The organism is Salinibacterium sp. ZJ450, assembly GCF_011751885.2.
GTDB lineage: Bacteria > Actinomycetota > Actinomycetes > Actinomycetales > Microbacteriaceae > Ruicaihuangia.
The window spans coordinates 3693914-3706259 of record NZ_CP061771.1 but is presented as its reverse complement, the minus strand read 5'-3'; the positions used below and the strand labels follow the sequence as shown (position 1 = coordinate 3706259).

At 65.9% G+C, this 12346-nt stretch carries 12 protein-coding genes; 9 read left to right on the top strand and 3 right to left on the bottom strand.

The features are described 5' to 3' along the window. The first annotated feature begins 111 nt into the window (after positions 1 to 111). The 3 genes from pstB to HCT51_RS17995 all read left to right on the top strand — a co-directional run bounded on the left by pstB (position 112) and on the right by HCT51_RS17995 (position 3502). Entirely contained in the window at positions 112 to 924 is an 813-nt protein-coding gene (pstB, locus tag HCT51_RS18005) for a phosphate ABC transporter ATP-binding protein PstB (protein WP_191413917.1), read from the top strand. A 134-nt stretch (positions 925 to 1058) separates the two neighbouring features. Continuing rightward, complete coding sequence (locus HCT51_RS18000; protein WP_166880071.1) at positions 1059 to 2900, top strand: protein kinase domain-containing protein; 1842 nt, start codon at positions 1059 to 1061, stop codon at positions 2898 to 2900. Further along, entirely contained in the window at positions 2897 to 3502 is a 606-nt protein-coding gene (locus tag HCT51_RS17995) for a hypothetical protein (RefSeq protein WP_166880073.1), read from the top strand. Before HCT51_RS18000 ends, HCT51_RS17995 begins: the two co-directional genes overlap by 4 nt. Before the next feature lie 403 nt (positions 3503 to 3905). Here the strand turns inward: HCT51_RS17995 and HCT51_RS17990 are convergent, their stop codons facing one another. Beyond that, on the bottom strand, positions 3906 to 4340 hold the full coding sequence (locus HCT51_RS17990) for a hypothetical protein (RefSeq protein ID WP_166880076.1): 435 nt from the start codon (positions 4338 to 4340) through the stop codon (positions 3906 to 3908). 147 nt (positions 4341 to 4487) lie between these two features. On the opposite strand from HCT51_RS17990, the gene HCT51_RS17985 reads away from it, so the two are divergent. The 3 genes from HCT51_RS17985 to HCT51_RS17975 all read left to right on the top strand — a co-directional run bounded on the left by HCT51_RS17985 (position 4488) and on the right by HCT51_RS17975 (position 6268). Continuing rightward, positions 4488 to 4859 carry a hypothetical protein gene (locus tag HCT51_RS17985; RefSeq protein WP_166880078.1) on the top strand — a complete coding sequence of 124 codons (372 nt, stop codon included), beginning with the start codon at positions 4488 to 4490 and terminating at the stop codon, positions 4857 to 4859. Positions 4860 to 4912: 53 nt separating this feature from the next. After that, positions 4913 to 5512: a hypothetical protein gene (locus tag HCT51_RS17980; RefSeq protein WP_166880081.1), complete on the top strand. Its 600-nt coding sequence runs from the start codon at positions 4913 to 4915 to the stop codon at positions 5510 to 5512. 174 nt (positions 5513 to 5686) lie between these two features. Further along, positions 5687 to 6268, top strand: coding sequence for a recombinase family protein (locus tag HCT51_RS17975; RefSeq protein WP_166880083.1), 582 nt, complete (start codon positions 5687 to 5689; stop codon positions 6266 to 6268). Between the two features lie 305 nt (positions 6269 to 6573). Here the strand turns inward: HCT51_RS17975 and HCT51_RS17970 are convergent, their stop codons facing one another. Together HCT51_RS17970 and HCT51_RS17965 are read right to left on the bottom strand one after the other, a co-directional pair. Further along, on the bottom strand, positions 6574 to 7089 hold the full coding sequence (locus HCT51_RS17970; protein ID WP_166880086.1) for an RNA polymerase sigma factor: 516 nt from the start codon (positions 7087 to 7089) through the stop codon (positions 6574 to 6576). Then, positions 7086 to 7733, bottom strand: a complete 648-nt coding sequence (locus tag HCT51_RS17965) for a hypothetical protein (RefSeq protein WP_166880088.1) — start codon at positions 7731 to 7733, stop codon at positions 7086 to 7088. Before HCT51_RS17965 ends, HCT51_RS17970 begins: the two co-directional genes overlap by 4 nt. Positions 7734 to 8141: 408 nt before the next feature. On the opposite strand from HCT51_RS17965, the gene HCT51_RS17960 reads away from it, so the two are divergent. Genes HCT51_RS17960 through HCT51_RS17950 form a run of 3 tightly spaced genes read left to right on the top strand, consistent with a single transcriptional unit; the run spans position 8142 to position 12264 of the window. After that, complete coding sequence (locus HCT51_RS17960; protein ID WP_166880091.1) at positions 8142 to 8762, top strand: PadR family transcriptional regulator; 621 nt, start codon at positions 8142 to 8144, stop codon at positions 8760 to 8762. Then, positions 8759 to 9499 carry an ABC transporter ATP-binding protein gene (locus HCT51_RS17955; RefSeq protein ID WP_166880094.1) on the top strand — a complete coding sequence of 247 codons (741 nt, stop codon included), beginning with the start codon at positions 8759 to 8761 and terminating at the stop codon, positions 9497 to 9499. Before HCT51_RS17960 ends, HCT51_RS17955 begins: the two co-directional genes overlap by 4 nt. Next, the gene (locus HCT51_RS17950; protein ID WP_166880096.1) at positions 9496 to 12264 is read left to right on the top strand and encodes an ABC transporter permease family protein; all 2769 of its coding nucleotides are present in this window, start codon (positions 9496 to 9498) and stop codon (positions 12262 to 12264) included. The genes HCT51_RS17955 and HCT51_RS17950 overlap by 4 nt, the downstream gene beginning before the upstream one ends. Positions 12265 to 12346: the final 82 nt, after the last annotated feature.

The following is a 12346-nucleotide window of genomic DNA, read 5'->3' as shown; positions in this document are numbered from 1 at the left end:
CAAAGGACTCCCAATGGCGGCACAACGCCTCAGAACTCCACACTTGAGGCAGCGCAGGCCATGACTGGCTCCCGGGGATTCGCCGCGCCGCCGGTTGTGATCGCCGAGTCAATGCACGCTCCGACGACCACGGTGACGGCCACTCAGCCGCTCGCATCGCTCCAGGCGCGTGACATCAGTGCGTGGTTCGGCGACCACAAGGTGCTCGACCGGGTGTCGCTGACCATGGAGGCCGGCCAGGTGACCGCGCTGATCGGGCCCTCCGGATGCGGCAAGTCGACGTTCCTGCGCATCCTGAACCGGATGCACGAACTAGTGCCGTCGGCATCGCTCGCCGGTGAGGTGCTGATCGACGGTGAGGACATTTACGACGCGTCGAAGAAGCTGACCGACGCGCGCCGCAACATCGGCATGGTCTTCCAGAAGCCGAACCCGTTCCCGGCGATGTCGATCTACGACAACGTGATCGCCGGGCTGAAGCTCACCGGCACGCGGGTGTCCCGTGATGAGAAGGACGCGATCGTCGAGCGTTGCCTCACCTCGGCCGGCCTGTGGAAAGAGGTCAAGGACCGGCTGCGGCAGCCCGGCGGTGGTCTCTCGGGCGGTCAGCAGCAGCGGCTGTGCATCGCGCGGTCGCTTGCGGTGCAGCCGAAGATCCTGCTGATGGACGAGCCCTGCTCGGCGCTGGACCCGACCTCGACCCGGGTGATCGAGGAGACCATGGTGGAGCTGCAGAAAGAGGTGACGATTGTGATCGTGACCCACAACATGCAGCAGGCGCAGCGGGTGTCACAGCAGTGCGCGTTCTTCCTCGCCTCGCAGGGCACCCCGGGCGCGATCGTCGAGCACGGCGACACCGACGCGATGTTCAGTGAGCCGCAGGATCAGCGCACCCACGACTACGTGAACGGTGTGTTCGGGTAGCCGATGAGCGCGGCGATGCGTTTGCCGCGCTCCCGAGGAGCGGCATCATCGGCGATGCTGGGCGCGCCCGCCGAGGAGCCCCCACCTCGGCGGGCGCCTGCGACGTTCCCGACAGAGGGAGAGGGCAGACGTCGATGAGTCTTGAGGGCGACGCTCGACCGGATGAGCTGCTCAGCGGACGTTACCGGCTCGGTGACTTGCTCGGCAGCGGCGGCACGGCATCCGTGTTCCGCGCCCATGACACGCTGACCGGCGACACGGTCGCGGTCAAGGTGCTGCACCCGCGCCTGTCGCACGACGAACCGGCGCGGGAGGCGTTCTTCGCCGAGGCGATGGCGGTCGCCGGCCTGGCGCACCCGAACATCGTGCGCGTGCACGCGGTCGGCGTGCACGACGCCGGCGGCGTCGAACTCGCCTGGATCGCCGAAGACCTCGCGGCCGGGGTGAGCCTCAGCGAGCACCTCGAGCAGGTGCACGGGGTATCGATTCCGCAGGCGCTCGTCATTGCCGAGGGCGTGCTGTGGGCGTTGACGGTGGCGCATGAGTCCGGATTGGTGCACCGCGACCTGTCGCCGGGCAATGTCATGGTCGATGTCGAACCCGACGGAGCAATCACCGTCGACGGGGTGCGCCTGGTCGATTTCGGACTCGCGGATGCCGCAGGGCGAACCGCACTCGGCAGCAACCCGCTGCGCGTTCCCGGCGACACCGCCGGCGAACTCATTATCGGCAACGCCCACTATCTCTCGCCCGAGCAGGCTCGCGGCGAACCGGTCGACGAGCGCGGTGACGTCTACCAGGCGGGCGCGGTGCTGTACACGCTGCTCACCGGGCAGGTTCCCTACCCGCGCAGCAGCATTGACGAAACCGTGCGCGCGCACGCGTCGGCCCCGCCGCCGGTGCCGTCGGCGACCCGAGATGGCGTCCCGCGCGAGGTCGACCGGATCGTCGTGAAGGCGATGGCGACGGCAGTGCGCGAGCGCTACCAACACTCGTCTGCAATGCTCGAAGCGGTGCGCGCGGCGCAGGCTCGGTACCCAATGGCTGCTGGCGCCGAACCCGCGCCCGCCACCGCCGGCGCACTCGCCTCCGCCGAGCCAACGATGACCAGGGTGCTGCCCGTCGCCACGCTCGGTGACAGCCCGCTGCCGAGCGAGGCGCGGACGGTTGTGCTCAGCGCCCTGCCGCCGGCATCCGACGACACGATTCCGGTCGACCCCATGTTCAGCACCGGCCGTCTGTCGCCCGCTGACTCGGGGGACACGACCGCCGCTCGCCGCCCGGGACCGCTCGTGCCCTATCGGCCGAGCTGGGGCGCAATCGCCGGGGCCGCTGGCGCTATCGCCATCATCGGACTGCTCAGCTGGGGCGTGATCGCCTACCAACTGGGGCAAGACGCCCCGCCGGCGATCGCTGACCCCGGCCCGGAACCCACGGCCGAGACATCCGCCCCGCCCGTGACGTCTCTGCCGACCCGGTCGCCGGCGCCGACGTCAACCGCGACGGCCGAGCCAGAGCCGGTGCTGACGCCGATTCCGGATGTCGCGGGTCTGACACTGGCGGTCGCCACGCGCCTGCTCGGCGAGAGCGGCTTCACCCGCGGGCAGGTGATCCCGCGGGACTCGATCGAGCTGCGCGATGTTGTGCTCGGCAGCGAACCCGCGCCGGGAACCAGCCTCGCGCCGGGGTCCGGCGTGAACCTCGTGGTCGCGTCCGGAAACAACCTCGTGCCCGCGGTCGCCGGGATGAGCTACCAGCAGGCCGTTCAGGCGCTGCGGGCGGCGGGGTTTGCCGCATCGCCGACGTCGGTCTCCGATGTGCCTTCGGGGGCGACCATCACGGGCACCAGCCCAGCCAGCGGTGCCAGCCTTCCGCTCGGGAACGCCGTGAGCATCACCTTCACCGTACCGACCCCGTCGCCCACGCCGACCGCACCGCCGACCGAACCACCTGTTCCACCCGAGGAGCCGGAATGACCCTGTTCTACCTGCCGCCGTTCACCGACGAGACAAAGGAGGATTCCGCGCTGCGCGCCGGTGTCGACTGGCTGCGGGCACAGGCCACGCCGGGGCTTGTCGTTGTCCCGGATGCGATGACGGCGAGAAGGGTCGAAGCGATGCGCGCGAGGCGGCGCGAGTTCGGTATCGTTGCGGAGGGTCGGCTGGCCTTTCACGGCCAGGACGTGAGTGCCGTGCTCCTGGTATGGCCGACGCCGAGCATGCTGAGCATGGTGTCGGTGGGCGGTCGTCTGGGCGAGACGACGAACGTGTGCGTACTCGAGCGGGGGATCACCGGCTGGCAGTCATCCTGGCTGCGGGCACATCAGGCGGTCGATGCCCGGTACGAGACCGTGTACCCCGGGGCATCCGTGCCGGTGCTGTCGCAGGCGATGCGAGTGCGGCTGCGCGAGTTCGCGTGGGCGAGGCGGCCCGCGATCGCGCGAGGCCTCGCGGAGATCATCGAGGATGGCCAGCACGTCAGCGCCAACGGAGTGTGGGCGTGGGCGCTTGCCGAGGGGTACGGGGCCAAGCGCGCATCACTGTTGCAGGAGCTTGCGGTGAAGGCGGCGCAGAGTTAGGGCGGTGTCTCAGGCGCTGGTGGTTTCGCCTCCGGGTACAACCCGAATGCAGTCCCGGAGGCGAAGCACGCACGATCCCGCTGCGTCTCTGATCCGGAGACTGGCAGGACGCGCGTAACGCGCTCGCAGGGCAGAGCGCTCTGACGAGCTTAGGGGGTACAAAACAGATTTGATAGTCCCCGGGGACGCAGTACCGCATCGCCGCTTGGTCGGAACGGAGTCGCTGCGTGGCCGTGCCATGTCCCGGTCAGCCGACGTGCCCGTATGGTCCGACGGTTGAGGCAGCGAGATGGAAGGTCAGCCTCACGACGGGACCAGACTTCAGTTCGCCACCGACCTTCTCTCGGGTATTCCGCTCTCAATACCTCCAGCTGCCCCGTGCGACCGCGGCCGTCGAAAGCTTTCAATGAGCATCGTGTTCTTGCACATAAGACTCTCTCGGTGGCCGTTCATCAAGCCACGGCCAACCGTTGTCCCGTCTCAGCGCCCAGCGGTCTGACCCCACCGCTTCCAGGCCGAGTTCCTCGCGCATCGCATTCCGGGTGACGTTGATCAGATCATCCGCTTGAAACCATCCCGGATAGTACTCGGAGAACGAACCTTCTATCTCGACCTGAGCGGTGATTTCCATCAGCGCTCCAGACACCCGATCGGAGAGGTCAGCGACCTTCGGGGACGCCAAGAGCTGCACTTCGCCGAGTAACGGTTGAAGCTCGTCCTCCCACTTTGCGAAGTATGCCTGGAGCTCCTCCCGCATGAACTGACGGTCCTCATCCGAGACTGGATCGCTGCCGTCCCCTGAAAGGAAGATCGCAACCCTGTCGAACTCTTTATGCATAGACTGGGCTAACCCGAGAAACCGCGAGTAAACCGTGCGTCGGTCCGCTAACCATCGGCGTCTATCCTCATTGGCTACACGTCGTCTATCGATTCCGATCGAGGAGACGAAGGTCAATAGCGCCCCCACAGCAACTCCGATCAACCCTTGCCGGTTGCACTCGACGTGTTTGACCGCCCGCAGACTGAGCAGGATGTGCCGACGCTCCCGACACCTTTTGGATATGGCGACGATGACTCGTTCCGCATTATCTTGGCCCCGACAAGCGACGCGGACAATGACGGCTATGTCGTATACGCCGCGACGAGCAAGAAGGGCATCTGCATCGTGGCGACGACGCCGGATCTGGGGACGGCTGACGCCAGCTGCGTCTCAGCGGAGGCGTTCGCCGATCAGGGTCTTGAGTTGAGTTGGACAATCGGCCGTGATCGAGAACTGAACCACCTGGTCAGGTGGGAGCCGGACGGCACCGTCTACTCAGAAAGGACGGAGGACGGCGCAGTTGCTTTGCACCGATAGAGGGTGGCGGCAACTGATGTCGAATCGCAGGGCTGAACCCTGAATATAGCAACGTGAGCGAAGGAGCCTCGATCGCCAAGACCAGTTGGCCGCCGGCCGCAATAGTGGTGACTCAGCTGGCGGTAACACTCGTCGTTGCTCTCGGCATCGTGCCCTTGTCATTCGGTGTCGCGTCCATCGGTGCGGATAGCGCGTCCGAGTTCAAGAACTTCGGCGGCGACATAGATGAAGGGCTGTGGCTGGGCATCGCATACGCAATCGCCGCAGGAGCCCTCGTCGCCGTGACGGGGTACTTGTGCCTGATTCCACTACCGGGCGGGCGTTACCTACTGCCCGGATTGGGACTCGCGCTGGTCATTCCTGTGCTAGGGGCTGGTCTTCTGGTGGTCCTTTGGTTGATCGGCATCGGCGGGATTGGTGGGCCCCCCGCGGAATTACCTGCGGCGCAAGAATACGGACGGGTCCTGCACCGGACTCTCCCTGTGCTGACAATCATCTGCGTGGGTGCCGTGATGCTCGGCGGCGTGGGTCTCCGGCATGTTCGATCGCCGAGATGGCGCCGGGTCGTGTGGTGGGTGCCGGGATCGGTGGCGGTCGTTGTTTCCCTGGCGCTCACCGTGCTCATCGTCGTGGCTCACGAGTTACCGCGATAAGCCCTTTTTTGCCGGGAGAGTCGGTGTGCAGTGGTTCCAGATCGTCAGCATCAAGTCCGAATTGGAGCCATTTTGGTGGGTGCTTGGAAGTACCACCTCGCCGTGGGCGCCTTCGGAAGTCGGACCCTCAACGGACGCCTTGACCGGTTCGCCGAACCCGATGAGTGTCTGTGAATGAATGGACTACTCATCGGATACGCACGCGTGTCCACGAATGAACAGGACCTAACCGCCCAACAAAACGCCTTGGAGCATCTGGGCGTTCAACCGAACCTGATCTACACCGATCACGGGCTCACCGGAACCAACAGAGCACGGCCTGGGTTGCGGGAAGCCTTGGCCGCGTGTCGAAGTGGCGACACCCTCGTCGTGGCAAAGCTCGACCGGCTTGCGCGTTCGCTTCGTGATGCGAAGGACATCGTTGACGAGCTCACGGCGAAGGATGTGAAGTTGAGCATCGGCGGCTCGGTCCATGACCCGAACGACGCGGTGGGTCGTCTGCTCTTCAACGTCCTGGCGATGGTCGCCGAGTTCGAATCCGATCTCATCCGGGCTCGCACTCGGGAGGGCATGCAGGTCGCCAAAGCGAAAGGTCGGCTTCGCGGCAAACAGCCCAAGCCTTCTAACCCGCAGCAGAAACACCTGATGGAGGTATACAACGCGGGGACTCACACGACTGCGGAACTAGCCGAGCTGTTCAACGTGGCCCGATCCACCGTGCATCGAACAGTCCAACGACAGCAGCACGGACACTGACAAGCGCCCACTCCGCCGCGGAGCCGTAGTCAGTTCCGCGAAGGGCACCTCGAGTGCCAAGAGCAAGCTGAGCCCTGTGCGGTCAGCATCGACCCATGCGGGCGGAGTTGGCCGCCGATGGACTTCAGCGCCCGCCGAACGGTGATGTCCACAGACAAACAATCGCGGTATGCGCCTTAAGTCCTTGCAGGGATGAGGGCTTCCGGCAGCCCACAGTGCCGGCGTCCCGATTGCAGGTCGTGCTTGGCGGGTGGTCGGATCGGCTCGGGTCGCGGCCACCCGCCGCACTCACATAGGCGCAATGTTTAGTCGTGGACCGTGACCCCCAAGGCTGCCCGAAGTGCCTCCTTGGCCCGGTGGTAGCGTCCGCGTGCTGTCGGGGCCGGGATACCGGTGAGTTCAGCGGCTTGGGCGAGGCTGAATCCGTCCCAGTGCACGAGCCGGACCAGTTCGGCCAGCTCGGGTTCGAGGCGTGCGATCGCGTCCAGCACCTCCGAGCCGGCATCGGCCGGCGGGGCTGACATCTGCGCATCCGTGGTCAGCAGGCTTCGCATCCGGTCGGCCAGTCGACTGCGGCGGCGGTCGGCGCGGTCGGCGTTCAGCAGCATGTTGCGGGCGATCCCAAACAGCCACATGCGCGCCTGCTCCGGATCGGACGGCAGCAGCTCGACGCGTCGCCAGGCGGTGACCATCGTCTCGGCCAGTAAATCCGCGGCGTCCTCCGGGGCTGCTCGCCGCCGGCAGTAGGCCAGCAGATCCGCAGACGCACCTGCCAGCACGTCGGTGAGCCGATCCCCAGCCGCGCTGTTGCCGCGGGTCACCAGTCAGCGCCCGGGCAGTGGGACTCGCCAGCGTAGCTCAGACCGGTGTCGGTTTCGAGATCGAAACCCTGCCGTAGCAGTTCATTCGTGATGACAGCACTCACCGCTTGGTTCACGGCAAGGTTGTATTCGACGTCCGCGTTGTAGTGCACCGTCCCGTAGCCGCCTGGCTCCTCGGTGCCATTCTCTAAGTGCTGGGTAGTTCCTTGCTCGCGCATGAGCTCAAGCGCTGCGTCGATGTCGGCGACAGCGAGGATGTCGACTCCGCCGACGAATGTGCGGATCGCTTCGGTGATCGCCGGGTCCTGCCCCCGTACGTCGCCCAACCGGTTCTCGCACACTGCACCGCTCGGAAGCGTGTACGTGTACACGGCATCCGGGGTCTGCGCCCACGGCGACCACCCGGCGAACGTCGCCGCAGCAGCGGCCCCGGCACCGCCCAACACGAGGACAGCGGCCACCCCGGCGACGGCCAGACGCGGCATCCGACGCAAGACACCCAGCGGGCGCGCCTCACGTTCAGCACCGACAACCATGCTCGGCAACTCATCCAGAATCCCCGGGTTCGGCTCGTGCCTGTACGGCGCGGTCTCGGTCAGCAAGGCGTCCAAGGTGTCATCTTCGCGGTCGGGATCGGTGATCATGTCGTTCTCCTTCACAGGTGGGAAATGCCTACACCTTGAACATGTCCGCCCCGCGCCGAAACGATCACGACCGGCACAATTTTCTCAGCTGCGTCGACGCACCTCACCCGCGGATCGCGCCGAGGGCACGATTCTCAGCCGCCCCCCTCGACCATCAGCACTGCTGCTCCGGCAGCCGGACCTTCAACGGGCACGACTCTCAACAAATTTATGACGCGGTTGAGCAAAGCCGGAACAGGGGGTGATGCCTCAAAGGAGCAAGCGGGAAGGTTCCCGACGGGTGGCTGCGAGCTGACGTGACACGCTAGCGAGGAATGACGGGATAAATGCCGAGTATGCATATACTCGGCATGTACGGCACAACGTTGGTGTCGCACTCGGTGCAGTACCGAACCGCAGGAGCCCCACATGTCCGTTCGTCAGAGCCTTCTCGCCATCCTCGACCAGGGGCCCAGTTACGGGTACCAGTTGCGGGCGGAGTTTGAGCGCCGTACCGGATCGACGTGGCCGCTAAACGTTGGGCAGATTTACAACACGCTGGACCGTTTGGAGCGCGACGGCATGGTGGTGAAGGGTGACACGGATGCCGAGGGTCACGTGTTCTACAACATCACCCACGCCGGCCACACCGAGGCGATCGCCTGGCTGCACTCGCCCGTGCCGCGATCGACCACGACCAAGGACGAGCTGGCGATTAAGCTGGCCATCGCAATCACCCTGCCCGGTGTGGAGATCACCGACATCATCCAGACGCAGCGAGTCTCAACATTGAAGACGCTGCAGGAGCTGACTCGGGCGAAGGCGGGCGGCGGCGACCCGGCAACAACCGAGGACCTGGCCTGGCAGCTGGTGATCGACTCGATGATCTTCCAGACCGAAGCCGAGGTGCGCTGGCTCGACCACACCGAGGCACGACTGGCCCGAGCGACCAAGGCAGGCGTCGTCACCGCGGTCCCAATCGCGGAGATCCCGAAAAAGGGCCGTCCTAGCAAAGACGGCGCGAGCACCGTCTCGGAGGTAACCCGATGAGCCGCGAACCGATCGGCGCGACCGAGCTGCTGCGACTGGACGGGGTGGCCATGCACTACGGCAAGGGCGAAACCTCGGTCACCGCCCTTGCCGGGATCGACCTAACCGTAAAACGCGGCGAACTTGTCGCCGTGATGGGCGCATCCGGCAGCGGTAAGTCGACCCTGCTGACCATCGCCGGGGGCCTGGTCACCCCGACCAGCGGTGAGGTCATCGTGGACGGGCAGTGGCTGAGCGACGCGTCATCGAAGCAGGTGGCCGCGCTGCGTCGCCGGAGCCTCGGGTTCGTGTTCCAAGACTTCAACCTGATCCCCGCGCTGACCGCGTTAGAGAACGTTGCGCTGCCGCTGGAACTCGACGGGTGGAAGACGGGCAAGGCCCGCCGTGCCGCGCTTGACGCACTCAGCCTGGTCGAGCTCACTGATCGGGCCAGCCACTACCCGGACGACCTGTCCGGCGGGCAGCAGCAGCGGGTCGCGATCGCCCGCGCCGTGGTCGGGGGGCGAGCGCTGATCCTCGCCGACGAGCCGACGGGGGCGTTGGACAGCGCGACCGGTGAGATCGTGTTGCGGATGCTGCGCTCCCGTGTCGACGCGGGAGCCGGCGGCATCCTCGTCACCCACGATGCTCGGCATGCGGCGTGGGCCGATCGGATCATTTTCTTGCGCGACGGGCGAATCATTGACGAATCCCGACAAAGCTCGCCGGACTCGCTGCTCGACGGAGCACTCGCGTGAGTCGCCGGGCAACGTTTCGAGCCGCTCTCCGGCTCGCCCGCCGATCGGCCTGGCAGTCCAAGGGACGTAGTGCACTGATTATCGCCATGATCGCGATCCCGGTAGCGGGGTTGAGCGGGGTCGCGCTGGTCGGGATGAGTATGCTCCCGACCAGTGAAGAGAGCGTCACGATGGAACTGGGCAGTACAGATGCCCGCTTCGAATTAGTCAGCGCGCCCGACCCGTCGCTAGTACAGAGTCCGACGAGCCCGTTCTGGTACCAACAGGATCAGGACAGTCACGGATCTCCAGTCAATGTGGAACCGGATGCCGCGCTCGCCGACCCGTTCGCGCTACTTCCAGACGCAACGGTGGTTGCGGTCCGACAGACCGACGTGACCGTCGAGTCGGCGGCGGGCGTCACGGGCATGACGGCTTATGAAGGTGACGTGTGGGAACCCGATTTCGAGCCGAAGTACACGGTCACGGCGGGTCGTGTGCCGGCCGGCGACGGCGAGGTGATGGCCACCGCAGCGGCGCTGGAACGCCTCGGGGCCCGCCTCGGCGAGTCCGTGCGGGTGCTTGACCCAGCCCGCGACGCGCTGGTGGTCGGTGTCGTTGATGCCGCCGAGCACCCGGACTCCAAGCCCTTGCTGTTCGGCTCGCTGGGTGCCTTCACCGGGCAACCGAAGGCTGCGCCGGGCGACTCCTTCTTCGTTCTCGATCAGGAGCTCGACTGGGATGCCGTGCAGCGGCTCAATCAGCACGGCGCCGTGGTGTGGTCGCGATCCGTGCTGCTCGAACCACCACCGCCGGGCACCTACCAGCTCCAGGATTCCGGCGCCGTGCAGGGGCCTGTGGTTTCCGTGATCATGATCACCGCGGTGGGGGCCGCCTTCGCGGTCGTGGAGGTCGCCCTGCTGGCCGGGGCCGCCTTCGTCGTCGGCGCGAGGCGGCAACAGCGCAGCCTCGCAATTGTCGCCAGCTCCGGCGGACAACGCAGCACGCTCTTCCAAATCGTCTCGGCAGGTGGCCTCGTTCTCGGTACGGCCGGCGGCATCATGGGACTGGGCCTCGGCATCGCGGCGGGGTCAGCCTTCATGGCATTCACGGCCGACGGCAGCGGAACTCAGTACTGGGGGTATCACCTTTCGTTCCCAGTCCTTGTGGGCGTGGCTCTGTTCGCGATCCTGGTCGGGTGGCTTTCGGCACTGGTACCGGCGTGGGCGGCGTCACGCATCGACGTTGTCGCCGCACTGCGAGGTGCACGCCGTCCAGCGCGACCAAGCAGGCATAGGCGATGGGTGGGGTTCACTCTGCTCGGTGTAGGTCTTGGGTTGACCCTGGCCGCGGCCGCCGTGCTGGCAACAGTCGTGAGCCGGGAAGGATTCATCTCGAACGTGCCTCTCTTCTCGGCGGCCTGGATCGCGGTTTTCGCCGGACCGGTGTTGGCTCAGGCCGGAGCGATCCTGGTCGCTCCGACGTTGCTAATCCTGGCCAGTCGTGTGCTGGGTCGGCTTGGCCTGGGCGCGCGGCTCGCCACCCGCGACGCGGCACGAAACCCCGCCCGCTCGGTTCCGGCGCTCGCGGCGGTGATGGGTGCCGTGTTTCTCGGCACTGTGGTGATCGGTTACATCGGAAGCGCCGAGGCGAGGTCTAGCGAGACCTACGAGCACTGGAATGCGCGCGGACAGGTGGTGGTCGAACTCAATAGCTGGGACGCAGCAGCGGGACGCCCGACGGTTCTCCCGATCGCCGACGCGGTGGCAGACGCGCTCAAGGCCCAGCTGAATTCAAGCGACGTTCGAGTCCTTTCGGGCGAGGAAAGCTTTCACTTACGCGCTCCGAGCGATGTCACTCTGGTTCCTCAGCTCGTTCTTCCCGACAAGTTCCAGTGCGAGCCGGCCTCCCAAGGGTCATCTTGGGAGGATTGCGGCACCCCGACCTACCTCGTTACGGAAGGGCTGGGTCCCAGGATCTGGGCGGGCTCCGTCTCCGATCTCGCACTGGTCCTGAACACTCCCGTGAGTGAGGCCGCACAGGAAACCCTGCAGAACGGCGGGGCGGTTGCGCTGTACTCCGAGTATGTCCGCGACGACGGAACGATCCTGCTGGAATGGCGTCGCGCATCAGACTTGCACGAGGCTGCGATGGGCAACGACACCGTCATCGCGGAGCGTAGTGAGAGTCTGAGCGCGGTCGTGCAGGAGCCGGAACATTCAATCTATTTCGGCGCGTTCATGCTCGCGGAGACTGCGAAGGACCTCGGCCTGGAACTCGTGGAGTACCGGATTCTCGCGGCGCTCGACGGACCTCCGACAGACGCGCAGCTCGACGCGGCGAGGGCATCGCTTCGCGCGCTGGGCGGACAGGACTTGCTTCTGCGATATGAGGCCGGGCCATCCGACACCATCGGTACGACCGGCTGGGCGGTGGTTGCGGTTGCCGCGCTGATAGCTCTCGCTGCATCGGCAGTCGCGCTGGGTCTGGCACGGGTCGAAGGACGCCGGGATGACGCCACGCTCAGTTCTATCGGCGCGAGCCCAGCAGTCAGACGCAACTTCGGGTTCTGGCAGGCCATCGTCATCGTTGGATTAGGAGCGCTCATCGGAGGCCTGCTGGGCTTGTCACCGACAGCAGCCACCGGGCTAACCGGCGCGATGCCATTCGCCGCACCGCCGTTGCAGGTGGTCGCGATCGTAATCGCGTTGCCACTATTCATCGCGGCCTGCAGTTGGCTGTTCACCGGTCGGGTGCGTTCACCGTCTCGTCGACCGACCGATTAGAGGGGACCTGGATACGGTCAGCTCAAGAGAGCTGACTGAGGGCACCTACCTCAGTTCCTTTCCGCGGCTTGTACCGCGGGGA